The 26947-nt window shown below is 44.8% G+C and carries 28 protein-coding genes, 1 pseudogene and 1 riboswitch; of the genes and pseudogenes, 15 read left to right on the forward strand and 14 right to left on the reverse strand.

Annotated features, from left to right (window positions below; all coding sequences use genetic code 11):
- Position 1: 1 nt before the first annotated feature.
- Positions 2-997, forward strand: a complete 996-nt coding sequence (locus Q1Q15_RS06935; RefSeq protein ID WP_300457946.1) for a radical SAM protein — start codon at positions 2-4, stop codon at positions 995-997.
- 72 nt (positions 998-1069) lie between these two features.
- Here Q1Q15_RS06935 and Q1Q15_RS06940 read toward each other — a convergent pair whose 3' ends face one another.
- From Q1Q15_RS06940 to Q1Q15_RS06950, 3 genes are all read right to left on the reverse strand, one after another.
- Positions 1070-1234 carry a hypothetical protein gene (locus Q1Q15_RS06940; protein WP_300457948.1) on the reverse strand — a complete coding sequence of 55 codons (165 nt, stop codon included), beginning with the start codon at positions 1232-1234 and terminating at the stop codon, positions 1070-1072.
- 98 nt (positions 1235-1332) lie between these two features.
- Positions 1333-1533, reverse strand: coding sequence for a cold-shock protein (locus Q1Q15_RS06945; protein WP_300457950.1), 201 nt, complete (start codon positions 1531-1533; stop codon positions 1333-1335).
- A 101-nt stretch (positions 1534-1634) separates the two neighbouring features.
- A complete protein-coding gene (locus Q1Q15_RS06950) occupies positions 1635-1757 on the reverse strand; it encodes a hypothetical protein (protein ID WP_300457952.1) in 123 nt (40 codons plus the stop codon).
- Between the two features lie 306 nt (positions 1758-2063).
- On the opposite strand from Q1Q15_RS06950, the gene Q1Q15_RS06955 reads away from it, so the two are divergent.
- The 3 genes from Q1Q15_RS06955 to Q1Q15_RS06965 are packed head-to-tail and all read left to right on the forward strand — an operon-like array spanning position 2064 to position 4860.
- Positions 2064-2510, forward strand: a complete 447-nt coding sequence (locus Q1Q15_RS06955; RefSeq protein WP_300457954.1) for a thioesterase family protein — start codon at positions 2064-2066, stop codon at positions 2508-2510.
- 24 nt (positions 2511-2534) lie between these two features.
- Positions 2535-3665 (forward strand): SPFH domain-containing protein, encoded by a 1131-nt coding sequence (locus Q1Q15_RS06960; RefSeq protein WP_300457955.1) that lies wholly within the window; start codon positions 2535-2537, stop codon positions 3663-3665.
- Positions 3643-4860 (forward strand): hypothetical protein, encoded by a 1218-nt coding sequence (locus Q1Q15_RS06965; protein ID WP_300457956.1) that lies wholly within the window; start codon positions 3643-3645, stop codon positions 4858-4860. Before Q1Q15_RS06960 ends, Q1Q15_RS06965 begins: the two co-directional genes overlap by 23 nt.
- 85 nt (positions 4861-4945) lie before the next feature.
- Here the strand turns inward: Q1Q15_RS06965 and Q1Q15_RS06970 are convergent, their stop codons facing one another.
- Positions 4946-5128, reverse strand: coding sequence for a hypothetical protein (locus tag Q1Q15_RS06970; protein WP_300457957.1), 183 nt, complete (start codon positions 5126-5128; stop codon positions 4946-4948).
- A gap of 220 nt (positions 5129-5348) precedes the next feature.
- On the opposite strand from Q1Q15_RS06970, the gene Q1Q15_RS06975 reads away from it, so the two are divergent.
- Together Q1Q15_RS06975 and hcp are read left to right on the forward strand one after the other, a co-directional pair.
- Positions 5349-5888 carry a gamma carbonic anhydrase family protein gene (locus tag Q1Q15_RS06975; protein WP_300457958.1) on the forward strand — a complete coding sequence of 180 codons (540 nt, stop codon included), beginning with the start codon at positions 5349-5351 and terminating at the stop codon, positions 5886-5888.
- 27 nt (positions 5889-5915) lie between these two features.
- A pseudogene (gene hcp, locus Q1Q15_RS06980) lies at positions 5916-6713 on the forward strand (hydroxylamine reductase); the annotation flags it as partial.
- A 10-nt stretch (positions 6714-6723) separates the two neighbouring features.
- On the opposite strand, the gene Q1Q15_RS06985 reads toward hcp, so the two are convergent.
- Positions 6724-7959, reverse strand: coding sequence for a DEAD/DEAH box helicase (locus Q1Q15_RS06985; protein ID WP_300457959.1), 1236 nt, complete (start codon positions 7957-7959; stop codon positions 6724-6726).
- Between the two features lie 180 nt (positions 7960-8139).
- On the opposite strand from Q1Q15_RS06985, the gene Q1Q15_RS06990 reads away from it, so the two are divergent.
- From Q1Q15_RS06990 to Q1Q15_RS07020, 7 genes are all read left to right on the forward strand, one after another.
- Positions 8140-8751, forward strand: coding sequence for an ATP-binding cassette domain-containing protein (locus Q1Q15_RS06990; protein ID WP_300457961.1), 612 nt, complete (start codon positions 8140-8142; stop codon positions 8749-8751).
- A gap of 1 nt (position 8752) precedes the next feature.
- Entirely contained in the window at positions 8753-9547 is a 795-nt protein-coding gene (locus Q1Q15_RS06995) for an ABC transporter permease (RefSeq protein ID WP_300457962.1), read from the forward strand.
- 9 nt (positions 9548-9556) lie between these two features.
- Entirely contained in the window at positions 9557-10153 is a 597-nt protein-coding gene (locus Q1Q15_RS07000; RefSeq protein WP_300457963.1) for a bifunctional metallophosphatase/5'-nucleotidase, read from the forward strand.
- A 74-nt stretch (positions 10154-10227) separates the two neighbouring features.
- A riboswitch (cobalamin riboswitch) is annotated at positions 10228-10419 on the forward strand.
- Positions 10420-10555: 136 nt separating this feature from the next.
- Positions 10556-10831 (forward strand): hypothetical protein, encoded by a 276-nt coding sequence (locus Q1Q15_RS07005; protein WP_300457964.1) that lies wholly within the window; start codon positions 10556-10558, stop codon positions 10829-10831.
- A gap of 698 nt (positions 10832-11529) precedes the next feature.
- Entirely contained in the window at positions 11530-12042 is a 513-nt protein-coding gene (locus tag Q1Q15_RS07010) for a cob(I)yrinic acid a,c-diamide adenosyltransferase (protein ID WP_300457965.1), read from the forward strand.
- The gene (locus Q1Q15_RS07015) at positions 12039-13502 is read left to right on the forward strand and encodes a cobyric acid synthase (RefSeq protein WP_300457967.1); all 1464 of its coding nucleotides are present in this window, start codon (positions 12039-12041) and stop codon (positions 13500-13502) included. Before Q1Q15_RS07010 ends, Q1Q15_RS07015 begins: the two co-directional genes overlap by 4 nt.
- Positions 13503-13687: 185 nt before the next feature.
- Positions 13688-15955: a FapA family protein gene (locus tag Q1Q15_RS07020; RefSeq protein WP_300457969.1), complete on the forward strand. Its 2268-nt coding sequence runs from the start codon at positions 13688-13690 to the stop codon at positions 15953-15955.
- Here the strand turns inward: Q1Q15_RS07020 and thpR are convergent.
- Positions 15952-16536 (reverse strand): RNA 2',3'-cyclic phosphodiesterase, encoded by a 585-nt coding sequence (gene thpR, locus Q1Q15_RS07025; protein ID WP_300457970.1) that lies wholly within the window; start codon positions 16534-16536, stop codon positions 15952-15954. The genes Q1Q15_RS07020 and thpR overlap by 4 nt on opposite strands.
- Positions 16536-16820 carry a MoaD/ThiS family protein gene (locus Q1Q15_RS07030; RefSeq protein WP_300457972.1) on the reverse strand — a complete coding sequence of 95 codons (285 nt, stop codon included), beginning with the start codon at positions 16818-16820 and terminating at the stop codon, positions 16536-16538. Before Q1Q15_RS07030 ends, thpR begins: the two co-directional genes overlap by 1 nt.
- Before the next feature lie 309 nt (positions 16821-17129).
- Here Q1Q15_RS07030 and Q1Q15_RS07035 point away from each other — a divergent pair, with 309 nt between their 5' ends.
- Together Q1Q15_RS07035 and Q1Q15_RS07040 are read left to right on the forward strand one after the other, a co-directional pair.
- Complete coding sequence (locus Q1Q15_RS07035) at positions 17130-19247, forward strand: PAS domain S-box protein (protein WP_300457974.1); 2118 nt, start codon at positions 17130-17132, stop codon at positions 19245-19247.
- Positions 19248-19250: 3 nt separating this feature from the next.
- Positions 19251-19889, forward strand: a complete 639-nt coding sequence (locus tag Q1Q15_RS07040) for a response regulator transcription factor (RefSeq protein WP_300457975.1) — start codon at positions 19251-19253, stop codon at positions 19887-19889.
- Between the two features lie 179 nt (positions 19890-20068).
- Here the strand turns inward: Q1Q15_RS07040 and Q1Q15_RS07045 are convergent, their stop codons facing one another.
- From Q1Q15_RS07045 to Q1Q15_RS07075, 7 genes are all read right to left on the reverse strand, one after another.
- Positions 20069-20521, reverse strand: coding sequence for a MarR family transcriptional regulator (locus tag Q1Q15_RS07045; RefSeq protein WP_300457977.1), 453 nt, complete (start codon positions 20519-20521; stop codon positions 20069-20071).
- Between the two features lie 208 nt (positions 20522-20729).
- Positions 20730-22460, reverse strand: a complete 1731-nt coding sequence (locus tag Q1Q15_RS07050) for a TRAP transporter fused permease subunit (RefSeq protein ID WP_300457979.1) — start codon at positions 22458-22460, stop codon at positions 20730-20732.
- Positions 22461-22589: 129 nt separating this feature from the next.
- Positions 22590-23555 (reverse strand): TAXI family TRAP transporter solute-binding subunit, encoded by a 966-nt coding sequence (locus tag Q1Q15_RS07055; RefSeq protein WP_300457980.1) that lies wholly within the window; start codon positions 23553-23555, stop codon positions 22590-22592.
- Positions 23556-23730: 175 nt separating this feature from the next.
- Positions 23731-24051: a cupin gene (locus tag Q1Q15_RS07060; RefSeq protein ID WP_300457982.1), complete on the reverse strand. Its 321-nt coding sequence runs from the start codon at positions 24049-24051 to the stop codon at positions 23731-23733.
- Between the two features lie 56 nt (positions 24052-24107).
- Positions 24108-25298 (reverse strand): anaerobic nitric oxide reductase flavorubredoxin, encoded by a 1191-nt coding sequence (locus Q1Q15_RS07065; protein ID WP_300457983.1) that lies wholly within the window; start codon positions 25296-25298, stop codon positions 24108-24110.
- A gap of 98 nt (positions 25299-25396) precedes the next feature.
- Positions 25397-26203, reverse strand: coding sequence for a 4Fe-4S dicluster domain-containing protein (locus Q1Q15_RS07070; RefSeq protein ID WP_300457985.1), 807 nt, complete (start codon positions 26201-26203; stop codon positions 25397-25399).
- A complete protein-coding gene (locus tag Q1Q15_RS07075) occupies positions 26200-26940 on the reverse strand; it encodes a 4Fe-4S binding protein (protein ID WP_300457987.1) in 741 nt (246 codons plus the stop codon). Before Q1Q15_RS07075 ends, Q1Q15_RS07070 begins: the two co-directional genes overlap by 4 nt.
- Positions 26941-26947 lie beyond the last annotated feature (7 nt).

Below are 26947 nucleotides of genomic sequence, written 5' to 3' on the forward strand. Positions count from 1 at the left end.
CATGCAAAAACAAACAGTGGCATTTTCAAAGGACTCTTCCAATCTCTTTTTTCATATTCTGACAAAGTGCAACCTGTCCTGTACCCATTGTTATATTAATAAAGATCAGCACGGGGCCAACACCCTTGATATGGAGACCATCAACGCCTGGCTCACGCTTTTTTCAACCCATGCCCCCAGAACCAATGTCATTTTTCTCGGGGGGGAACCCACCCTTCACCCGGATCTCCCCCAGGCGGTCCAGGCGGCAAATCGTCTGGGATTCAAATCCATCACCATTGATACCAATGGGTATCTTTTCCATAACATCCTGGACAAGATAACCCCAAATGATATCGATTTTCTTTCTTTTTCTTTGGATGGTGCCACTCCGGAAACCAATGACGCTATCAGGGGAAAAGGCTGCTATGACCAGGTAATGGCGGGTCTTAAAACGGCAGTGGCCAAAAATTTTTCCTGTTCCATGATCTATACCGTGTCGGATAAGAACATTCATGAGCTTGAACGCATGCCGGATCTTGTGAGCCGTCTGGGTCTCAAGCGATTTTTTATCCAGGTGATCGGCATCCGGGGCAAGTCTTCAAAAACGGATGGACGGCTCCAGGTATCAAAGGAAACCTGGCTTTCCATCATTCCCAGGGTGGCAGAAACCATTGCTGGCCAGGGTATTATCGTGACCTATCCCAAGGTCTTTCTCAACACCAATGACATCTTTCAATGTGCCGGTCATGTGGCGGATAATTACTTTATCTTTCCCAATGGAAGGGTTTACCAATGCCCCATCTGCGAAGACTTTCCCCTGCATTCCTATGAAATCAGGCATAACAAACGCATTGCCACACCAAAGATCAATGAAAAAGATCTGTTCGGTCTCACCATCCCTGAAGGATGCGTTATGAACAAAATGATCCAGCCCCAAAATCTGTCTTACAACAGCGCCGGTGATCCTGAATATCAGATTGCCTGCTGCATGCTCAAAGAAGAAATATCCCTGTAAAAAAGGTGCCAGATTCCTTGATGAATGGATTTGATATGCCCGGATCAGTTTTGCAGAATTTTTATGCAGGGCTTAAAGCTGTTCATCCTCCTGGGGCGGAAGGTCCTCGGTTTCCTCAACAGCAGATTCGGCAGCATTTTTCTGTCTTTCCAGCTTGAGCTTTTTTTTTTCTTCTTTCTTTTTTTTCTTTGCTAATTCTTTTTGACGCTTTTGAAATGAATAATTTACTTTGGCCAATATTTTTTCCTTATGATTGTTTTATGTGATGTGTAAACACACCCTGTGGTAAAAAAGACCCTGCAAAGCGGGGTCTTTACACTGGTCGATGTCCATTTTTACAGCTGGACAACATTTTCTGCAGCGGGACCCTTTGGACCTTCGACAACATCAAAGCTTACCCGTGCGCCTTCTGCCAGAGATTTGAACCCCTGGGCCTGAATTGCGGAATGATGCACAAATAGATCTTTGCCCCCATCCTGCTCAATAAATCCAAATCCTTTTGCATCGTTAAACCATTTTACTGTACCTTCAGCCATTTTGAATTACTCCTTTGTGATAGGTTCCTTTAGGGAACCACTTTGTTATGGAGTCGAGGTATCCTTTGATACGTCGACGGACGTCTGGGTGCCCAGACAAATTATTGTATCAATCCATTGTCTTTTTTATACCAAAGCTGACGAACCATGGTGGGGAGGGCAAAAATGGTACAGCCGTTTGTTATTGCAGCGGTTCGATAAAGGGTTTTGACATAAAAATTCATGCTGTTTCTCCAGTTTAAGTAATCAGCATAAACTTCTACGTCAACGAACAATGCTTGGAAAACAACGAGGTTAACGAGGACAACCAGAAGAGAGCTTTGCTCCCCACGGGGAATTTGCTTTTACTTGAATGTTAATAAAGATTATACACGATTGGGCAGATTGTGCAATGAAATAAAAATGGAAGACTGAACCGGTCTAATACAGTGGTCCGTTTCCCGCATCAATAAAACCTTTTGAGAGATTATTCAAAATAAGGTATATCAGGGGGTAACTTAACACAATAAACTGGATACTAAAGGAAGATCATGGCGCGCATTGAAATTGAGATGATAGAAGAGTTTGTATTTGAAACTGAACTGGCAATAAGAATTAGAGATATCAATTATGGGAACCACCTTGGACATGACGTCCTGGTTTCTCTTATGCATGAAGCAAGGGTAAGGTTCCTGGAAAGTTTTGGTTTTTCAGAAGCCGATATTGACGGAAATGGTTTGCTTGTTTCAGACCTTGCCGTTATTTATAAATCACAATCCTTTTATGGGGACACTTTGAAATTCGAAATCGGAGCGGGTGAGTTTAATACCTATGGATGTGACCTGTTTTACAGGGTAAGCAACACAAAAACAGAGACTCTGGTTGTTCTTGCTAAAACCGGTATTGTCTTTTTTGACCATGCCCGGAAAAAAGTCGTTAAAACCCCCAGGGCATTTTCTTCTCATTTTTCCAAGTCAAGGTGTGGTCTTTTGGTTTAAATGATCGTTTATCAGGAGAGGGCTATGGGACAAAATAATCTTGTGCTGCTGGAAATTCTTGAATGGTTTGACAAGACAGGCAAGGAAATGGTGCAGCGCATTCCGGCCCAGGGGTCCGGAGAAATCAAATTTGGGGCTCAAATGATCGTCAGGGAGAACCAGGTCGGTATTTTTTTTTATAATGGAAAAGCGGTTCATCTGTTCGGGGGAGGGCGACATACCCTGAAGACTGCGAATATTCCCCTTCTGACGAAGATCTTGTCCATTCCCTGGGGGTTGACCAGTCCTTTGCGGGCTGAAGCTTATTTTATCAATATGAAAGTGTTTCCGGATTTGAAGTGGGGAACCCGTGATCCTGTGGCCTTCAGGGACAGCGAACTCGGTTTGATCCGACTGCGGGCCTATGGTATCTTCAATATCCGGGTGATCCAGCCGTTATTGTTCATCAACTCCCTGATCGGTACCATGGCCAATTTTACCATTGCGGATATTGAGGCATATCTGGGCACTGTCATTGTCTCCCGGTTAAATGACTATATGGGAGAGAATCTGGATACCCTTCTGAACCTGCCCGGAAAATATGAAGCCTGGGCCCGGGGCCTTCAAAAAAACCTTGTCGATGAATTCAGCCGTTTTGGGCTGGCATTGACGGATTTGTTTATTAATGCCATCACCCCGCCCCGGGAAGTGCAGAAACTCATGGATGACCGCAGTGCCATGGGATTGTTTGATGATATGAACAAGCTCATGCAGCTAAAGGCCGCTTCATCCATGGAAAAAGCGGCTGAAAATCCAGGAACGGCAGGCCAGGGGATGGGGATGGGCTTAGGGTTTATGGTGCCGTCCATGATTTCCAGGATGATGGATCCCCCTGTAAAGGCAGCGGGTCCAACAACGGCAGACGATCCCCCCAAATGCCCGGACTGCGGGAAGGTGATACCACAGGATGCCGGATTCTGTCCCTTTTGCGGACATCAGATCCTGATATTGGAGAAATGTGCTGCCTGCGGTAAAAATTTATCCCTCAATGCCGTATTTTGTCCCCAATGCGGGACAAAGGTGAAAAAAAAGGAATCAACCAGGGGTTGTCCGGGGTGTGGCACAGAAAATCTAATGACGGCAAGGTATTGTAATGGCTGTGGTGAGCGGATATAATTTCCAGATAGACCTCCTATGCCCCCAGTGCGGGGCTCCCGCTGTTTTAGAAGAGACACAAACCATAATAAAATGTGACTTCTGCAGAACCCGGAATATTCTTCATTCCCATCCCTATCCTTGTTTTTATATGGCACCCGGGCTTAAAAATCCTGCCGGTCTTTCCGTGGTTTATGTTCCCTATTGGCGGTTCAAGGGACTTGAATTCAGTCTGGGAGAAAAATCGCCGGGGTTCCGGGTTATGGATCGTTCCCATCTGGCCGTCGACAAGATTCGATTGCCACTGTCCATTGGACTGCGGTCCCAGACCCAGACGCTGAAATTTATCCGGGAAAACCTTGTCGGGAAATTTTTGCCCCCCACCATTTCCCGGAAAGAGATGCTCCAGCAGATTGCCGGCACTGGAGAGAAAAAAATATATATTGGTGAGATTTTCAGCCTGATTTTCATGCCCTTTTTTCAGGATGCAGACATTCTGTATGACGGGTTATCCGGTAAAAAGCTTGCCATAACAGCTTCAACGCTCATGGCAGATACGCCGGCACCGGTATATCGTCTTGAATATACACCCAGCCTGTGCCCGAACTGTGGATGGGATTTAAGGGGAGACGCCGATTCCCTTGTTCTGCAGTGTAACCATTGCAATACGTTCTGGGTGATCCATCATAAAAAATTAATCAAGGTCAAGGGCATGTTTTTTGATTCATGTCCGGGTGCAGATCTGTGCCTGCCGTTCTGGCGGATGCAGATTGGCTTTAAAACCCTTGAGTGTGGCACCTATGCCCATTTGATCAAACTTGCCAATATCCCAGAATCCATCCAGGAGGAACATAAACATCAGGCTGTCTATTTTTATGTCCCGGCATTTAAAATTAATCCCAAATTGTTTTTAAGGATCGCCCGGCAAACCACCCTGGCGCAGATTGAACCAACCCGGACAGATAAGATGCCCACAACCCAATTTTATCCGGCAACCTTACCCCTTGAGGAAGGCCTCCAGGCTGTTGTTCCTCTTCTCATGGACCTGTGTGCAAACAAAAAAGAAATATGGATACTCCTGGCAAAAGAAAAAGTGACACTAAACGCTTTCACTCTGGTGTATCTTCCATTTCAAACATCCGGGAGCGAGTATGTTCAGGATACCCTTTGCTTTAGCCTTCCGAAAAACTCCCTCAAGTTTGGCCGCAGGTTATAGGGGATATAGTATTCCCCGTTATTTCCGGCGTTCTTCTGAATGGGGCATGCGTAATGGAATATCCGGAAATCCTGCAAGGATTATTTCACGTATCAGAATTTATCTGATACGTTCCATCCAACCGCTCCCACATCTGTTCCAGTTTTTTATCCAGGATCTCAACGGCTTCATCATAGTCATCCGGTGTTATTTTACCGGTTTTTAGTTTTGATTGAATAAAATACAATTCATTGTCATACCATTTGTCCGGATCAAAATTATATGTCATGTTGCTTAACATCTACTCCTTCATCAGGGAAGTTAAATTCGGTCTGTCTCATCCTTGAACAACGTATCAGAAAGCGGATATACTGAATATGGAACCGAGTTTACTATGGGTATATTGCACTGGGCAGGGGAGAAATTCAAGGGAATTTAAATTGAGGAATACGAAATTTTTTGATAATTCAATAGGGAAGATTCGATTCATTTAAAACGACAGGAGATCCATGACACTTTACGCATATAAAACCCATCAGCCCAAACTCCACCCCACTGTTTATGTGGCACCAACCGCCCAAATCATTGGAAATGTCCATATTGGCAAACACGCTTCAATATGGTTCCAAACCGTCATTCGTGGTGATTTAGACAAAATCCGCATTGGTGCCATGACAAATATTCAAGATCTTTGTATGTGTCATGTGGATAAAAACATCCCATTGAACATTGGAAATCGTGTTACCATCGGTCACCGGGCTGTAATCCATGGCTGTACAATTGAAGATGATTGCCTCATCGGGATGGGCGCCATTGTCATGAATCAAGCGGTGATCGGCAAAGGATCTGTGGTTGCTGCCGGTGCTGTTGTGCTGGAAAAAACAAGTATCCCGCCATATTCATTGGTAACGGGTTCGCCCGGAAAAGTTAAGAAAACATATGAAAATCTGGGGGAGCTTAAACAGAAAATGAGCATTATGTCGGAATCTTATGTGGACAGCGCCCGGAATTTCGGTTCAAGTGAAATATTTTATCGGATAGAGGATTAATATGCTCCCAAAACGGTTTACATGCACACAATGCGGGAATTGTTGATCATTGGTCTCAAGGGGGTTGCCGCCTATGCTGACCATGCGGCCATTCTGGGAGTTGAAAAGGATGAAATTTATGATTTCCTGCTCAAAGCCCTGGCATCCACAACCGAAGATCTCAGCGTTGACGAGATGGTGGGTCTGGTAATGCAAACCGGTGAATGCGCTGTCACCGCCATGGCCACCCTGGATGAAGCCAACACCAAGGCCTATGGAAATCCTGAGATATCAGAAGTCAACATCGGTGTCAGTGACAAGCCGGGTATCCTGATCAGCGGTCATGATCTCAAGGACATGGAAGAGCTTTTAAAACAGACCGAAGGCACGGGGGTGGACGTTTACACCCATGGTGAGGTGCTGCCGGCAAACGACTATCCGGCCTTTAAAAAATATGGTCCCCTCAAGGGCAACTACGGCAGCTCCTGGTGGAAACAGAACGAGGATTTTGAGACCTTTAACGGTGCCATCCTCATGACCACCAACTGCATCATTCCCATTAAAAAGAACAACACCTACACGGATCGCATCTTTACCACCGGCGTGGTGGGATACCCTGGCTTAAGCCATGTTGCAGACAGACAGGATGGAAAAACCAAGGACTTTTCAGGGGTGATTGCCGTGGCCAAAAAATGTGAGTCCCCCCAGGAGATTGAAACCGGCACCATTGTTGGCGGATTTGCCCATAACCAGGTACTGGCCCTGGCCGACAAGGTGGTGGCGGCGGTTAAATCAGGCGCCGTGAAACGATTTATTGTCATGGCCGGATGTGACGGCAGGCAAAAGGGCAGGGGTGTTATTTTTTCTTTCGTTTTTTCTTTGTTTTTTCCCAGGCTTCCTGTTCTTTGATCAGGTCTTGAACGCTTTCTTTTTCATTGGAAAAAACGATAGTGTCGGCATAGTCTTGTTTGCTGACGGATAGCGGTTCAATGGGCTTGTTTAAGAACAATTGAATGGCTTCCAGGCGGTCTTTTTCTTCGGTGCTGCAAAAGGAGAGGGCAATGCCTTTTTTAGTGCCCCTGCCGGTTCTTCCCACCCTGTGGACATAATTTTCGCTTTTTTCAGGCAGATCATAGTTAATCACATAATGAACATCGGCAATATCAATGCCCCGGGCACTGACATCCGTGGCTATCAAAATATTCATCTGGCCCTTTTTGAACCGGTTCATCACATCGGTCCGGTCCTTCTGGTCTTTTTCCCCATGAAGGGTTTCCGACGTGATATTTCCCCTTTCAAGGGCTTTGGCCACCCGTTCCGCCCGAACCCGGGTTCTGACAAAAACGATGATTCTGGCTTCTGGGTTGTCATTGATGAATCGTCGTAAAAAAAAGCGTTTGTCATCCATTTCAACAAACACCACAAAATGGGATACATTTTTGGAGACCGGATCTTCCGGGGATATTTGAATTCGGATGGCTGAAGATTTTACCTGGGAAAATGCCAGTTTTTTGATCTCTTTATTAATAGTGGCAGAAAAAAACAGGGTCTGGTGCTTTTGGGGCAGTTTTCTTTTCACCGCGCTGATATCATCGATGAATCCAAGATCCAGCATCTGGTCGGCTTCATCAAGAACAAGGGTGTCCACCCGTTTCAGGTTGATGGCCCCCTGGTGAATCAGGTCAAACATCCGTCCGGGTGTGGCCACAATCACATCAATACCATCGGCCAGTTTTTTGATCTGGGGATCCTGTTCAACGCCTCCGAAAACCGCAATGGTTTTGACTTTGGTGTGTTTTGACAGTGCATCAAAGACACTGCCAATCTGGGCGGCCAGTTCCCTTGTGGGGACCATGACAATACACTGGATTCCCCAGGATCGCTTTGAACTTTTTGAGCGGTGGATCTTGTCAATGATGGGAATGGCAAAGGCAGCTGTTTTCCCTGTGCCGGTCTGGGCAATGGCCAGGACATCTTCTCCTTTCATGATGGAGGGAATGGCTTTATACTGGATGTCCGTGGGTCGCTGAAATCCGAGATCGGATAAATTTCTCTTTATATCTGACGATATATGGTATGTTTCAAATTTCATGGATGCTTTACACTGATTAAGGTTAAAATGCTTAAAATACAGCTTATTCTCATAAAAAACAACCACCTTCTGTCAAATATGGTGAAATGATTACATATCAGACAGAAAAAATAAATATTTACAGCACTGCAGTTTTGTTTGTATCCTTTACAGGCTGATATTTTTCAGAAGGGATAGAAAATGATCCAGATGAGTTCCGTAGACCTGAACCGGAAGGGGAAAAAGATTTTTTCCGATTTGAACCTGACCGTCATGAAAAACGAAAAAGTTTTAATCCAGGGAAAATCCGGAATTGGTAAAACAACCTTGTTTAAAGTTCTGCTGGGATTTGAAACCATTGATAAAGGCAGTGTGACGATTAACGGAAACCGGATTGATAAAGACCATATTCAAGACATCAGGGAACAATTGTTTTATTTGAGCCAGGATATTGATCTGAAAAATGATACCGTCGGCGCTCTTCTGGAAGAAATTTTCATCCAGAATCATAAAAAACCCCTGGAAAGCACCCGGCTAAATCAATTGATGGGGGTCTTTGAATTGAATGTCACGCTGCTGGAGCAGCAAGTCAAGGAGTTGTCCGGCGGTGAGCGCCAAAGGATCGGCCTGGTAATCTGTTTTCTTCTGGACCGTCCGGTCTGGCTTCTGGATGAGCCGACCGCTTCGCTTGATGACATCATGAAAAAGAAAATAGCTGATTTAATCCTTGGTCAGGAAAAAACAATGATCATTGTTTCCCATGATGATGTCTGGAAAAATAATCCGGCTGTTAAAATAGAAAGGTGGATATAAATTGGGCGCCCAGGATCTTGGTGTTTTATCATTGGTATCTTTATTGGTTTTTCTTATCCCTGTTTTCTATATCAACAGGCGGGTAGGGCTCTTTATCGACAAAACCATTATTTTCTCCATTGTAAGGATGTGTATTCAATTGAGTTTTGTGGGGGTGTATCTTGAATTTCTATTCAAGTTTAACTCGCCGGTTTTAAATACGGTTTATCTGTTGATCATGATAGCCATTGCGTGTCAGTCTATTTTGAAATCAAGCAACCTTAAAGTCAGAAAACTTTTTGTTCCCATGTTTTTTTCCCTGCTGATACCATTTGTCCTTATCCTGTTTTTCTTCAATGCCGTGGTGGTGAGAATCGATAACCTGTTTGAAGCAAAATACATGGTGCCGGTGGGGGGCATGCTGCTGGGAAACTGCCTGAGGAGTAGCATTGTCGGGCTCAATAGTTTTTACTCCGGAATAAAAAAGGAGGAGAAGGTATATCTGTATTCCCTGTCGTTATTGTGCTCTCGTATTCAGGCATTAAAACCCTATTTAAAGTCAAGCTTTCTGGCAGCCATCACACCGACCCTGGCATCCATGGCCACCATTGGTCTGGTCTCTCTGCCCGGGATGATGACCGGACAGATCCTGGGGGGCTCCATTCCCATGGTGGCCATAAAATACCAGATTGCCATCATGTTCTCCATTTTTTATACGGAATACTTCAGCACGCTGCTGGCTATCCTGTTTTCTTTAAAGGTTGGCTTCAATGACCTGGATGTGTTAAATCAGGACATTTTTGCTTCTAAGAATTAAAGGGAAAGAATGACCTCAATTTATATCGATATGGATGATGTATTGTCCGAGAGTAATCAGACCTTTTTGCAGATACTGGAAAGAGAGTTTGGGAAAAAGGTGGCCTATTCTCAAATCACAACCTTTGATTTACAGGCATCCTTTGGATTATCCGATGAAGAATATGCCCATTTTTTTGAGTGCATCCATGCACCGGACGAGATGATGCTGCATGCGCCGGTGACAGGTGCCAGAGAAACGCTCAAGCACTGGCAGGAGAACGGATACCGGATTTGTGTGTTAACCGGACGACCCCTTGATACCCGGGAGGTTTCTCTCGAGTGGCTGGCGCTTCATGAGATCACCCATGATTCCTTCGCCATTGTCAATAAATATGGGAGAGAGGCATCCAAAGGAGAACAGTCCCTCTCCCTTGAGATGCTTTCAACCTGTTCTTTTGATCTTGCTGTGGAAGATTCAGGCCAAATGGCACGATTTTTAAGTGAACAGATGGGGGTGACCGTGGCATTGCTGGACAGGCCATGGAATCGATCCATGTCATTTAACAGCAATGTGAAACGATGTGCGGATTGGACGGAAATTAAAAAAAATTTCGAAAGGCTATAGACATATCCGTCCAGACGATCAATTTGAAGCGGGAAGGGTAAAGTTTTTTCTTGACACCGGGTTGGAATCCGTTTATTTTGTTTGAACATTCAGGTGCTGCGAGTGCAGTCAAAAGAGAATCCTGTGAAAATCAGGAGCGGACCCGCCGCTGTAACCGGGTATGAACGTCACTGTTACCACTGTTTGATAAGTTGGATTTAACGGGAAGGAGTGATTAGTAAATTGATCCGGAAGTCAGAAAACCTGCCTGAATATTTGATCGATGTGCTTGCGAGGACTTGGGCAGATCATTAACATGTGGATAAAAACGGTTCCCATATCAAAAGTGTTTTGATATGGGATTTTTTATTTGCGTCTGGCCCTTCCCCGCGTTATGGTTATTCATATAGTGTAGGAAATGTTATGGGAAAATTTAATTTTATCACACTGATTTTTTTTCCGGGCCGGGTTCTCTGTTCATATCTACGAACCATAGCAGCCATAGCTGTTATCACTTTCGACGCCACCGCACCTGATATGCGTCATTCCATAAATCGTATCATATGCAAGGGAGAATTGACGTTTGGGGAACGCAAAAGCCAGGGATTAATCCATATGATGGTTCAGCCGTTCCATCTGTTTCACATGGAACAATACCCGTTGAAATTGGCAATCCTTTATATGAAAGTCGTGCGCTAGGAGTGTTGAACGGTGAGAGGATATGCCTTTTTAATACCCATTCCTCACCGCTCATGACCTTCATGTTTTTTTGTGCCCGCCAGGGCATAAACGATAGTATGGCAAAGATTTGAGTATACCGGTTGCCATATCACAAGGGAGAAAAGGATTTCTGGTGGTCCTTTTCTCCCTTGTTCTTGTTTATAGGCAGTGTTTGAAAGAAAACTCACCCATCTGCTGCGTTGCTGCAAAACTCTGAAATCCTCATGTACATTAGTACACTCCGGTTTCAGAGTTTCTTACGCCTTGCATATGGGCAACTTTTCATCCAAACACGGGTTTCCGTTCAGGCACTAGGTAGAATTAAACCATTGACCCAGGGGGGGGATCATTTGGATAATTTCAGGCTCAAAATCCGAACAAAGGGAAAGGATATGAAGAAATATAGGAACGCGGTTGTTTTTGCCGGTCCGGGCCCGGGGACAATACCCCTGTCCCGTGGGTTCCTTAATGGGAATCGTTTTGTGTTCCCATTAGATCAAAGCAGTTTCACGTGAAACGCTAGTTTTGAAGGTCCGGGTCATGGCCATCCCTATCAGATGTACCACTGTTGGTAATCCGGGCACTTATGTCTTGGCAGATTTCGTCATTGTATTGTATAGTCCACATAGACAAACATACGCTATTAAACCAGGCAACATATTATTGGGAGATAAGAGATGAAAGGATATATTCAAGTTTACACCGGCAATGGCAAAGGGAAAACAACCGCGAGTATAGGGCTTGCCCTCAGGGCTGCCGGTGCAGGCCTGTCCGTTTATATTGCTCAGTTCTTGAAAAAAGGGGATTATTCTGAAATCAAAGCCTTGTCCAGATTTGAGAATATCACAGTGGAACAATACGGCCTTGGAAAATTTGTAAAAGGGAGCCCTTCTGATGAAGATAGGGCAGCGGGTGCTGCAGGATATCAGAAATTATGTGAAATTTTAAGCCAGAACACCCATGATGTGGTCATTGCAGAAGAGGGAAATGTTGCGGTCATGTGCAACATTATAACGGAACAGGCCCTTCTGGCACTGATGGATATGAAACCCGATAATATTGAATTGATCATTACCGGGAGAGGTGCTACGCCAAAAGTAATTGAACGGGCAGACCTGGTGACCGAAATGAAAGAAATCAAACATTATTACCATCAGGGCGTAACGGCAAGGGTTGGAATCGAAAAATGATGAAAAAAAATATGGCTGTCTTTGGCACCGGTTCTGATGTGGGGAAAAGCATCATTGCGGCCGCCCTTTGTCGGTCCCTTGCGGACAGGGGGGTGACGGTTGCTCCTTTCAAGGCCCAGAACATGTCCAACAACTCGGGCATTACATTGGAAGGCCTGGAGATGGGACGGGCACAGATTGTCCAGGCCGAGGCAGCAAAAATTGTACCCCATGTCGATATGAATCCCATCCTTTTAAAACCGACAGGGGAGAGCCAGTCCCAGGTGATCCTTAACGGAAGGGTTCATGGGGATCATACGGCCATGGCATACCATAAAAACAACGGATTCTATTTCGAAAAGGCGTGTGAGGCCTTTGACAGACTTTCCCGGACCCATGACCGGATCATCCTGGAAGGCGCAGGATCCTGTGCCGAAGTCAACCTGATGCCCAATGACATTGTGAATTTTGCCATGGCAGAATATGCTGATGCAGATGTTATCCTTGTGGCGGATATCCACAGGGGGGGGGTATTCGGGCAGATTATCGGCACCCTTGCGTGTCTGCCACAACCGTATCGGGACAGGGTAAAAGGATTTATTATCAACCGGTTCCGGGGAGATATCACCCTGTTCAAGGATGGCGTTGACTGGATTGAAAAACAGACAAAGATAAAAGTGCTGGGTGTTCTACCCTGGTACACCCATTTTAAAATTGATGCTGAAGATTCTGTTGAAATTGAAAAATGTAATGATTTTGAGGGGTTTCGTAAGAACCTGCCGGCGATCGGTATCATCCGGCTGCCCCATATTGCCAATTTCACTGATTTTCATGGGCTGTCAAAGATAAAAACGATTCAAACCATTTTTTTTGACAACCCGGATCATCTGTCCAAATTCAGCGTGGTGATTATCCCGGGATCAAAAAATACCCGGGCAGATCTTGACTGGTTAAAACATCATTTCCAAGGCCCCTTGGAAAAATACCTCCGGGTAAACGGGTGTGTTTTCGGCATTTGCGGTGGATATCAAATGCTGGGTGAGTTTGTTGATGATCCTGATGGGCTTGAAGGCACACCGGGCCGGTCCATGGCTTTGGGTTTTCTGCCGGTTCAGACGGTATTAAAAGCTCCTAAAACAACGACCTTGAGTGATTTCCAGTGGGATAATGTTGCGGGTAAAGGGTATGAAATCCATATGGGGGATACCTGTTTAAGTGGGGGAACATCCCTGCTGGCTGTCAATTCCAGAAATTCCATCCCCTGCACGGACACAGATGGCTGCCAATCTGAAACCGGCAGGGTGGCCGGAACCTATATGCATGGGTTTTTTGATTCTCCCCAAATATTATCAAAATGGTTAACCACCCTGGGAGTGGATATTCATTTTTCCCCGGCAGATATGATATCGGTAAAAGAAAGAGACTATTCCCTTTTAAGGGAACATTTTGAATCCCATATTGATATCAGTGAGATGATTTAAACAGGAACGAATCCGAACAGCAATTCACAATATGGCGATAACGCAAACCTGCCCCACTGTCCGACAAGTATTGCGTTTTATAATGAGAATTGCTGGAATCCAAATGAAATCGTTTACTTTATGCTGGAAATTCTTTATCGTTAGGAAAAAATAGCTTTTTAATCCAAAATTTAAGAGAAAAAACTTTGGAACAACAGAACCAAATCCCATCCCTGGCTGAGCTTGCCCTGCAATACGGTACGATTAATAATGAACAATTTGCCTATATCCATGGCTTATCTGCCCCAAATGCCAAACAAGATAACAAGATTGGCTTTGACCACTTGCTCTTACACCACGGGATTGCCACCGGATACCAGGTCGGACTGCTAAAACTGATTCAAGAATATCTGATCATCAGGAAACGCGGAGAAGCGTTTGGTAAAATTGCCATAGAAAAAGGATTTGCTGCACCGGAAGATGTCATCAAAGCGCTTGAACATCAGAAAAAAGAATTCAAACGGGCCAAGATCAAACGATTGATCGGTGATATCCTGGTGGAATCCAGGGTCCTGACAATTAAACAGAAAAACGTGGTCCTGAACGAGCAGATATCGTTGAATATCCAGGCGGAAAAAATTTTTGTTCTAGATGAATCTGATCAAACAGGTTCGGATGAAGACAGGTTCATTGAGAACGGCATACCACTGTCAACGTATGAAAAACAATTTTTAAAAATAAAAGGGCTGGACCAGAAATTTGCCCAACGGATTATTGAAAAAGGCTTTAGTTCAAAGCGACAAGTCAAAATTGTCCAGAAAGTCCAGGAAGAGGCATTTGAAAAAGCGCATACAATTCGGATTCTTGCTGATATCATGATTGAATTCAAATATTTAACAACAGATCAGAAAAACCGGGTAATCAAAGAACAGGACCGGATTGAAAAAAATGGTGGGGGCTTAACCATACCCGGTGTCCATGTCCGGATTTGCAAGGATCAAATGGTGGCGACCATTCATATCAGCAAAGATTTGGCAGATGTTCGTCTGGCGGATATCAAACAGGCACTTGACTCGATGGGAATCCAGTATGGCATTTACCCGGATGCTGTTCTTCAATGCAACCTTGACCTGGGAAATGATTCGTTTGTGGCCGCAAACCAAGGGTTTTCGCTGGAAAATTTGGAACATGCAACGCCTGTTTATCATTTTGATTCAGACAAAAAAGAAGTGAAAGTCAAAAAAGGGGCGCCTTTGGCGGAAGTCCATTTTGGAGGAGACGCGTATTTTGGAAAAGATCTTTTTGGAAATCGGGTTGAACACCTCAATGGGAAAACATTACGCTTCAGGTGTGCCAGCGGCGCCCGGCTTTCACGCGATGACACAAAGGCCCTGGCGGATAAAACAGGGATTCCGTCCCTGTCTATTGAAAGAAAACTATATGTGCATTCATTGATTAACATTTTGGAAGATGCAGATCTCAAGTATGGACCTATTGAATCCTATGCGAATTTAACCGTTTCAGGTGTGTTAACCGGTGCATATCCTGTAACCGCCGGACAGATTAATGCCCGGGAAATCAGAGGGGCTTCCATTGATGCCCTCGGCTGTGTCAGGTCCCATATTGGGATAACCGATGCGGTCATCCGGACCCAGGGAGATGTCCATGCCAGATATCTTCATCATTGCAGGATCGAAGCCTTTGGGAATGTCTATATTGAAAATGAAATTATTGATTGCCAGATCTTATGCAGCGGCAAAATAGATTCCGGCCATTGCCGGGTTATTTCTTCAATCCTGTATGCGAAAAAAGGGATTGAACTTGCCGGAGCCGGAAGCAACAGAACAAAAGCATGTATCCTTGGTGCCGGAAGTGAGCATCATCTGCTTGAAAAAGTCAGACAAATTGATTTTGAAATAAAAAAAATCACACAACCGCTGGATGAATTGCAAGAAAAACGGGATGAAAAAGATCGTTATGCAAAAAAGCTTTTCCGAAAAATGATCGAGTTAAAAATTTTTCACGACCGTGCAAAAAATAAAAAGCAAAAACTTGCCAATGAATTTAAAAGTAGAAAAAAAGCGTTCACAAAAAAAGAATTGAAAAATCTTGTGGCGCTGATAAGCAATTTTGACAACAAAATGACGTCTTCTATTTCCTCTCTAAAAATTTTGAACGAAAAAAAAAAGGAATGCGAACGGGAGAAAAAAATCATTAAAATCAAAATTGAAACCCTGAGTCCAAAAATAAACACGGCAGTTTCAGGTCTACAAATGGACAAGTTTTTATTCGTTGAATGGACTAGGCAACAGGAGAATATTCCTCAAATAAAAATAAATCATAAACTATTTCCCGGAACTATTTTGAAAGGAATTTTTTCATCATTGAAAATAGAGAAAGACGTGAATAATTTTTTAGCCGTTGAAAGACATCCGTCAACAGCGGATGGACAAATGGTGATCCAAAAATTCTAACGTTTAAACGGTGCAGAAAAAAGAAATTTATGAACGGCACCGGATGAGGTTAATTTACTTTGATAAAGCGTGATCTCAGAAATTGAAAAATCATCAGATCGAATATTTTTAAACGCTTGCAGGAGTCGGGCCATGGTTTTGGCACAAACGGGTTTTTTTATCCGGGCCAGGGTCAGGTGAGGGAAAAATTTTCCAGGCTCCCTTTTGAATCCCAGGTCCCTGGTAAGGGTGTCTTCCAGGCGGGTGGCAAGTTTTTCCAAAACATCTGTCTGTCCCTTTGTCCCGGACCAGATGACCCGGGCATTTTTTATGGACGGGAAAACCCCGATCCCTGATGCGTACATAGTATGAATCGGTATGCCTTCCACGGCTTGGGTCATGGCATTTTTGATGCGCTCAATTTCACGGAGTCTTACATTTCCAAGAAACGTTATTGTTAAGTGCATCGTGGCCGGCCGTTGCCACGATGCCTTGATACCGGATTTTTTTAATTGTGTCTGAAGATCCTGTAACCACTTGTTTATCCGGTTTGGAAGGGAAATGGCAATGAACGAACGGATATGGGGGGTGTCATTTTTCATTATAAATGTTTGTTTTTGAAGCCCAGCAGTACCCTGTAAGGCCCAGGCGTTCCCGGCGGCACCAGGGCCACCCGGTCATTTTCCTGGAGTATCGTATCAAAGGAGGCCACTTTTCCATTTATAAACACCACCTCAACCTCTTCAGGCATCAATTGAACCTGGCGGATTAAATCTGCTGCACAACTTCCCTTATTCACTTTTAAGGTCACATTGGCATATTCAATGTGCTTTTCCTTCAATTTTTTTTGTAGAAATGAAAAAGCATTAAATGTGATGTTCGGCATACATGCCCCCTTTTATTTGTGCTTGGGCTCAGGCCTTCTTTATGGCACTTTTTACCCGTCTGGTCATGAAATAAAGATGAAAAGTACTATAAAAAAAGCCTGACCCTGTCCGTTAAAATCGAAAATGTTATGGTTTATAATATAAGGTATCTTCCGGATTCACAATGATTTTTAAGTGTTTGTCCAACCCTTTGCTGGTCAGCCAACAGATGGCTGCAAGTTTATCAACTCTTTTTAAACCCCAGTATCCGTTAAATGGTCTGTGTAAATTTATTGATAAAATTTAGTCATACCGGTATAGTTATTTTCATGCGACTGCGAATCATCATATTGATTTTGGCCTTGTTTGTAATTTTATCGGCTTCAACCGGCGGATTTTTATATTACTACTCTTTTCGGAAAGTGGCATTTCAAAAAACAGAAGCCAATGCAAGGTCCAGACTCGAACTGTTGACCGATCAACTATCTTCTTATCTTTCCGAATATATCAGACCCGTCAAGACCCTTTCCATGATCAAAGAATTACAAACCGTATTGAACGATACTAACCTGGACACGATTTACGCAGCAAACAGGATTCTTGACAAGTTTACAACATCCCTGGAGATTCAAGTCAGCTATCTCATGGATAAAAATGGAATCACCTTATGCTCCAGCAATCGAAATGCCCACGACAGTTTTGTAGGACATGATTTTTCTTTCAGGCCTTATTACAAAAAGGCCATCAATGGTATCCCGTCAACTCTCCTTGCCCTTGGCACCACTTCCCAAAAAAGAGGGGTTTATTATTCTCACCCGGTGGTTGATGAAAACACCCGTGATATCCTTGGGGTGGCTGTCATAAAGGCCTCGGTGGAATTTGTTGAAACAAAGCTGTTTTCCACGTCCGATGACATTCTTCTTTTTGTCGATCCACAGGGTGTTATTTTTATCTCAAACAAGGAGGAGTTGAGGTTCAAGCTTTTATGGAAGCTGAACGAAGAAAAAATCAGTGTACTTGAGAATTCGCGACAATTTGGGAATGGCCCCTGGGCCTGGACAGGGTTTTCTAAAAATCAATCCCAGGACGTCGTCAATAAAAGCAATGTTCGATACCTGTTTACAAGCCTTAATGTCCCCCATTATCCGGATTGGGCAATTATTAATTTAAGAAATTATAAACAAATGGAAAGCCAGGTATTAAAACCCTTTGTCAGGGTCATCGGACCGGTGATTTTTTCCGTGTTAATCCTGACCGGTATTCTGGTGTTCACGCTTTACCAGTTGGGAATTCATGAAATCACAAAACGGAGAAAAGTAGAAAAGGAACTCCGGCTCAGCGAAGAAAGATACCGACATATCTATCATAAAACCCCGGTCATGCTTCACTCAATTGATATTGAAGGCCGGATTATAAGGGTTTCCGATCACTGGGTGGAGGTAATGGGCTACAAAAGGGAAGAAGTCATTGGCAAACTCCTTATCCATTTTTTTTCACCGGAATCAAAGAAATATGCCCTGGATGTTATATTCCCCAGATTTTTCAGCACAGGGTTTTGTAAAGATGTTCCCTATACCTATGTGAAAAAAAATAACGAAACCCTGGATATTCTGCTGTCCTGTTACGGGGTCAGGGATGAAAATGGTGATATTGTCAGATCGCTGGCGGTGAGTGTGGATGTAACGGAAAAAAACCGGACTCAGCGAGACCTCCAGGTTGCCAAGGAAAAGTTGTCGCAATATTCCTATGACCTGGAACAGCAGGTTACCAAGAGAACCCTTCAGCTTGAAAAAACCAGGGATAATTTGAAAAGCCTTTCTAAAAACATTATTGCCTCCCAGGAAAGGGAAAAAGCCACCGTTGCAAGGGAACTTCACGATCATTTAGGCCAGGTGCTGACGGCCCTCCGCATTGATGCGGTATGGGTTGAAAAATATGTAACCCATATTGATGAAATCGCGGGCAAAAGGACCGGAAAAATGTGTTCCCTAATTGATGATACTATTAATGATGTCCGGGACATGGCCTATCGCTTAAGACCCCGAGTACTGGATGACCTGGGGCTGGCCGATGCATTGGAATCGCTGCTGTCTGATTTCGAAAAGCGGTCCAATGTGTCCTGTGTCTTCAAGTCCGGCCGGATACCAAAAATAGAGGATACCCTTTCCACCGCACTCTACAGGATCGGTCAGGAAGCGGTTACCAACGCCCTTCGCCACTCCAATGCCACCACTGTTACGGTTGAATTGACGACAGATGAAGACGGCATTGTTTTAATGATACAGGATAACGGATGCGGCTTTGATGTCCGCAATGATAAGGGGTTTAACGGATTTGGTTTGGAGGGAATGATAGAGCGGGCCAATCTTGTGGACGGAAAACTTACCATATCTTCTCGACTGTCAGAAGGAACCACCATTCGTTGTAAAGTCAAACTAAAAGGATAATTCATGATTAATGTACTGCTTGCAGATGACCACAGTATTGTCAGGGAAGGCTTGAGAAAGGTGCTGGAAGACAGCAATGAGATTGCGGTGATTGCGGAGGCAGCAGATGGTGAATCTGCCTTGGATGAAGCCATAAAGAAAAAGCCCGATGTGGCAGTGATTGATATTTCCATGCCGGGAATGGACGGGCTTGAGGTGGTGAGCCGATTGAGCAGTTACTGCCCGGAGGTTCCGGTCCTTATTTTAACCATGCACGATGAAGAACAATACGTTATAAGGGCCATAGAAGCCGGTGCCATGGGATATGTTACAAAGCAGTCTGCTCCTGAGCAGCTGGTGGCGGCTGTCATAAAAATTCATGCCGGTGGACGGTATTTGACAGAAAAGGCCAGTGAAGCATTGGCCCTGAGAGTGATTCGGGGAAATAAAAGTCAGACATTGATCGAATCCCTTTCCATGAGAGAGCTTCAGGTTTTGCGAAAACTGGCCATGGGAGCAACCAATAAAGAAGTCGCCATCTCTTATAATATCAGCGTAAAAACCGTTGATACCTATCGCGCAAGAATATTAAAAAAACTGAATCTAAGAAATAATGCCGAATTGTCCCGGTATGCCATTCAAAACAAATTGGTAGAATTATAAATTCAAATCATTAACGATCAGCAATTTTCATTATGGGATAACTAAATCGGGTCAGGCTTGTGTTATTGTGCTTTTGACCAAAACCTGAACTATTAAGGGTATAAGCTGACAAAAGTGTCAATAACGCAAGCCTGACCCATTGTCCGACGACTATTGCGTTTTATAATGAGAATTGCTGATTAACGATTCAATTGTTCGAAATTTGAAAATATTTTATTTAAAATGGTTTTGCACTGGTTCATTTCTTCTGAAGAGATGCCCTGTTCTGCTTCCCCCAACAGATCAATCACAACAGCAATCAACTCGTCTTTGAAATCTTTGGCTTTATGGGTCAGATAAACCAATTTGCTTCGCTTATCATTTCTGTCTGGAATTCTTAAGACCATATTCTTTTTTTCCAGGACATTTAACAACCGCGTAATGGCAGCCTTATCTTTTACCGATATATTGGAAAGCTCCTGCTGGGTCTGACCATCCTTTCGATACAGGTGGACAAGGATGCTCCATTGTTCATAGCTCACGTCAAACCCGGCATCTGAAATTTTTTTAGTCAGCCGCTTAATAATCGATCTTGAAGTGCGCCCCACTAAATATGCAATAGATGAATCAATAACCGTATCAAATGTGTCCATATAAATATATTTTATCTTTAAGTTAAAAGTATTACCAAATCAATGGGGAATCGTTATCCTGTTTAGATAATATTATATAAAATCGTTGATGTTGCAACTATTTTTTTCATATTCGTGCAAAATAAAAACATCCCCCCTGACAAGAATCAGTGTCAGAGGGGATGTTGCGTTTTTACAGGTAAACGGGTCTAAATGAATATAACGGTTTTTATGCGGATGTTTTTTTAAAAACGCCCTTGATGGTGCTGATCCAGATACCGCTGAGGACATATGAATAGAGCCAGGTACCAAAGAAGATCAAGACAAACGCTTTAATAATATCACTTGGCCCGCCGTTAAGGGAAAATCCGGGTACATACCCGAACAGGATGGGGCCCAGGTATAGGAATTTTGCAAACTTAAAGGAGGTAAAGGCGGTTTTCCACATGTTGGCCTTTGCAATGGTTGCACCGGCAAAGGCGGCAATGCACACCGGAGGCGTGATATTGGAATCCTGGGACAGCCAGTAAACAATCATGTGCGCGGCAATTTCATTGACCCCCAGATGGGTGAGAGCGGGAACCGCCACGACTGCCGTAATCAGATAAGCGGCTGTCACGGGTACGCCCATGCCCAGCACAAGGGAGGCAAGGGCTATCAGGAAAATGGTCATCAACAATGAACCGCCGGCCAACTCGATCATGATATCGGCAAAGGTCAGCACCAGGCCGGAAAACGTTAGAACACCGATGATGATACCGATAACGCCCACGGTGGCACCAATTTTGAGACTGTTTTCAGTCCCATCCCTTGCCGCTTCAATAAATCTTTTGGGACCGATCCGGGTATCTTTTCTGACCCAGCTGATAATAATACAGGACACGAGGCCTAAAATGGCCGAGTATCCGGGCGAAAATCCATAGAGCATAAAAATGGTGATGACGACCAATGGAATGATATAAAACCATTCTTTCTTAAAAATTTCCATGGCTGAAAATTTTGATTTTTCGCCCACAATATTATATTTTTTGGCTTCATAATGGACCATACAGAAAACTGAAAAGAAATACATTAACGCCGGGAAAATGGCCACCAGCATGATGGTGGAATAGGGCACACCGGTCAGCTCGGCCATGATGAATCCGCCGGCCCCCATAATCGGGGGCATGAACATGCCGCCGATGGAAGCGGCCGGTTCTATTCCCCCGGCCACATGGGGTTTAAAGCCTGCTTTTTTCATCATGGGAATGGTGAACATGCCGGTGGAAACCGTGTTGGCAATGGCAGACCCTGATATGGAGCCAAAAAGCCCCGATGCAATTACCGAAACCTTGCCCGGCCCGCCGATTTTGTGACCCACGGCAGCCAGGGGCCAGTCAATAAAAAATTTTTGGGCCCCGCATTTTTCCAGGAATGCGCCAAAAAGCACAAACAAAATGACATAGGTGGCCAGAACATTGGCCATAATGCCGAACACCCCATCACTCTTGTAAAATATGCTGACACATAACTCCGTAAACGGGGCCCCGGCATGGGACACCAGATCCGGTGCCAGATATCCGTAAACACCATAGGTCAGCATGACGACGCCTAAAATGACAAACACACCGCCCACCACCCGGCGGGCCAGTTCAATACCGATTAAAACACCGATAATGGCAAACACCATATCCGTTGTCGTTTCAGCACCTGTCCGGTAATTGATGACCTCAAACATGAAAATCCAGTACCCGATGGAGGCAATGGAAAGGACAATGAGCAGATAATCCACCACTCTCATAATTTTGGATTTGCTTTTGTACAGCAGGAAGGCAAGGATATAGGTGATAATGACATAAATTCCCCGGTGATACTGGGTTGCCATGGGCTGAATCACGGCAGCATAGGCGTAAAAAAGGACCAGGGTAACGGAGCAAGCATCAAACACGAGTTTTTCAAATTTATTTAGCTTTTCATACACGGGTTGCCGTCCTATTGTTTCGAGTAAATAATTTTAACGTGTTGCCGGTCCTTGGTGGTAAGACACGGTTTCTGTATGTTTAAAAGAAACCGTGTCTTTATTTGTACACCTGTTAACCGTGACGTGTGTCTATTTTAAGGATCCTTTTTCTTTCCAGAATTTTTCAGCACCTGGATGGAAAGGCGTTACAATACCATCAGCACCCGTTGCAATGGCCATGTCTTTAAACGTCTTTTTCTGTGCTTTCATATGGGCCAGTCCCTCATCTGTATAGATCAGGGAAAGCATTTGATACACAACATCGGCAGACACGTCTGAATGGGCGACCCAGAGGGCGGAATCCTGGAAAGAAGGAGAATCGTAATCTGCACCCTTATAGGTATTGGCAGGAATGGTCAGCTTTGAAAAGTATGGATATTTTTTGTAAAATCCACTGGCTGTGGCATCTGCATCAAGGTTGACCAGTTCAATATCATTGGTCTGTGCTGCCATGATGACCGCACCGCTGGGGAAGGCCGTGAACAGCCAGAAAGCATCCAGTTGGTTGTTGCCGAAGGCCTGGGCTGCATCATTGTACCCCATTGCATTTCTTTCAATTTTATCCCACACACCCATGTGGTTGAAAAAGAGTTCACAGTTTGCAAATGCACCGGAACCGGCATTTCCAACGCCTACTTTTTTCCCCACCAGGTCTTTTGTGCTTTTAATACCGGAACCTGATCGGATAATCAGCTGAGCCGGTGCACCGTAGAGCCATGCAACGGCCAGGACATCTTCATATTTTTTAGTATCATTTTTCATCAACCCGTTTCGACCCAGATACACATGACCCGAGTATACAACGCTCATCTGCTGCTTGCCGTCATTAGTTTTTCTCAAGTTTTCCACTGACCCTGCAGAAGACTGTGCCTGTACTTTAAATTCTGCCGCCGCTTTTATGGGTTTATACACCTGAATGGCATTTGCAACCACCTGGAATGTCCCGCCGGCAGGTCCACCGCCAAAGACAACTCTGTCCTTTGCAAATGCGGACTGGCAAAACGACATAGAGACCACTGCAATAAACCCCATGATGAATAAATGTCTTTTTTTCATACGATTCTCCTGTTTTTTGATGTTAAAACATAAAATCTCTTTTTTTTACCGAGTAAAAGATTAACAAAGATAGTGTCAAAGAATCAATCCGAGGATTTCTGATTATGGTGTAGGTAAATTTCTTACAAATCTCATCCAAAGATATGTTCAGGGCCTTTCACTGCGGAACGTCATATCAAATCGGTGGCGCAATAGTGACCACTATCCGCATATTCGTCTCCGCCCTCACGCCATGGGGTTCCCTGATCTCTGATATCAGGAGGTCTCCCACCCCGGCGGGAATAGCCGTATCCCCCTCACCCAGAAAGTACCCTTTCCCCTCAATCACTTGAATGGACAGTTCCCCGTCAAGGTCATGAGAATGGACCGGAAACGTAACGCCGGCATCGAGATTGAAATTAATGATTTTAAAAAATTCTGAATCTTCCACCAGGAAGAACCGCTTCATTGCACCGGGTGTATATTCATTTGTTTCACTCAGCTTTTTAATTTTCATATCCTGTCTCCGTTTTCTATTTTGAGGATGTGTGTGCAGCACCCCGTTGTTGTTCATCACTCCAGGCGGCCGGCAAAGACTTTCCCATATTCCCTGCAGGTCTGCCGGCTCTCTTCATCCGGCGCCCAGGTGATGCGCAGACCTTCATCCATCACTTCCAGGCCGGATGCGGTCAGTCGTTCCGACATTATTCGGACGGCCTCCCCGCTCCAGCCATAACTGCCAAAGGCGCCGGCTTTTTTATTTTTGAATTTCAGTCCCTGTATCTCTTCGAGAAGTGCGGCCACATGCACCAGGATGCCATTATTGATGGTGGATGATCCCATCAGGATGGCCTTTGACTTGAAAATTTCCGTGATGACGTCATTTTTATCTGTCTTTGCCAGGCTATAGAGTTTTACCGTCACCTCATGGTCTGCTTCCCTGATCCCAGCGGCTATCTGTTCCGCCATGACCCGTGTGCTGTCCCACATGGTGTCGTATAGGATGGTGATCTGATTTTCCTGGTAATTATCCGCCCATTCAAGATATTTTTCAACAATCTGGGCTGGATTGTCACGCCAGATAATGCCGTGACTGGTGCAGATCATATCCAGCGGCAGATTGAATCCCAGGACTTCTTTGATTTTCCGGATGACCATGGGGCTGAACGGGGTCAGGATGTTGGCATAGTATTTAATACATTCCTGGAAAAGTTCGGCCTGATCGACAAGATCGTTAAACATGAATTCCGACGCGTAATGCTGGCCAAAGGCATCGTTGCTGAACAGGACTTCGTCTCCGCTCAGGTAGGTGAACATCGTGTCCGGCCAATGCAGCATGGGGGCTTCCACAAAAATGAGATCCTTGGACCCGAGGCTGAGTTTGTCACCGGTTTTGACAACTTTGAAATTCCAATCCTGATGGTACAATCCCTTGAGGATTTTTGCACCGTTCTTTGTGCAGTAGACCGGTACATCAGGGATATGGCGCATCAACTCGGGCAGGGCCCCGCTGTGATCGTTTTCAGCATGGCAGGCAATGACATAATCGATTTTTTCCAGGTCAATCGTCTGCTGGAGATTTTCGACATATTCTTTGGCAAATGGCTTCCAGACCGTATCAATCAAAGCTGTTTTTTCTTCTTTTATCAAGTAGGAGTTGTACGAAGACCCTCTATGGGTGGAGTACTCATCACCATGGAAGTTACGCAGTTCCCAGTCGATTTTTCCCACCCAGTAAATATTATTTTTTACCTGAAAGCTCATGTTGTCTCCTTTTTTTAACGAAGTATATCATTGATCTTGACCCATCGCGGTATCCCTTAAGATGGTAATGGAATTGCGCCAAGTCAAATCCCTTTCCTTCATCCCCTGGGTTGACCCGTATTTATCACCTGATCCGGAGAAGAGAGGAGATGGGCGAATCTTTGGCCGTTTTTAGACGTTTTTTTATAAAATTCCAGGCAGTTTTTTACCATCTGTAACACCTGGTCATGGGTATGGAGCCCCGCAACTTCCATGGCAAGCCTGGGATGGCGCCCCAGTCTTCCCCCCAGCATCACCCGGAAGTTTTTCTGTTTTTCCCGGAGGGTTCCGGTGGGACAGACGCTGATGCACCTGGCACACATCAGACAAAGATCATCATCAATCAACACGCTGTCCTTTTTGTCATCCAGGCGAATGGCGGCTTCGCCGCAAACGTCCACACAGGCATTGCAATGGGAACAGGGTTCATGGGAAATCCCCGGAAGAACCGATCCAATGATCCCGATATCCACAATCTGGGGTCGTGAGCAGGCATTGGGGCAATCCGCCAAAGCCACCCGAAATTCATGATGAAATTTTACGTCTTGTTTTACATGTGCTTTTAAAAAAGCCAGGATATTGGCCTGTTCAAAAATATTTTCAATATCCGCTGCCAGCCGGGCGCAGGCATTTGCCGTGTTCGGGCATCCTGCACCCCCGAAGCAGGTCATGACTTCATATCCTTTGATCGCTTTTTCCATGCCGCCTTTGGATAGAAATTTTTTCTTTAATTCCGTCACGTCTGACAGGTCAACGCGGGATTTTCCCTTTTGCGCAACATAGGCCTCCACTTTTTTTTTTACTTTTTTCCGTATAAAAAAAGGGATCTTATGTATGGCCTGGTCTGCTGGTTCAGACCATTTCATCGAAGGATTTCCCCCCGGGAACTGACCACCACTTCTTTAAACGGGATATCCACCCCGGACTTTGCCAGGGCTTTTTTAACGATCACGGGCATGGCTGAACAGCAGGGCACTTCCATGACGACACAGGTGATGGTGTGGATGCCGGACGTCTTGAATACCTGGGCGAGCTTTTCAACATACTCTTCCGCATTATCAAACTTGGGGCAGCCGATCATCACGGCGTTTCCTTCCAGAAAATCTGCATGAAACGTTGGATATGCCACAGGAACACAATCGGCTGCAATCACCAGGTCTGCGTTTTTGAGAAATGGTGCCCCCGCCGGAATCAGTTTGATCTGAACCGGCCAGTGGCCCAAGCTGGATTTGCCGCCGGACACATGACGTGTGGGGGTGTTGGCACAGGCACAAGAAGATTCTTTATCCGCCGTTGGAAAGGTTTGCAGGGTTGTGGAAGGACAGCCGCAGGCTGCAGGCCCGGTCTCTTTTTTTCCCTGGGTTTTCAACAGCACTTCAACGGCTGCTTCATCAAAATCGTCCGCCTCTCTTTCTATGATTTTCAGCGCATCTTCCGGGCAATCACCAATACAGGCCCCAAGCCCATCACAATACTTGTCCGCGATCACTTTGGCTTTACCATCAATAATCACAATGGCACCTTCTGCACAGGCAATCACACAATTACCGCATCCGTTACATCGCTCGTCATCTATTTCTATTATTTTTCTCATTATTTTCATAAAGCCC

This window comes from Desulfobacula sp. (genome assembly GCF_030145145.1).
Classification (GTDB): Bacteria; Desulfobacterota; Desulfobacteria; order Desulfobacterales; family Desulfobacteraceae; genus Desulfobacula.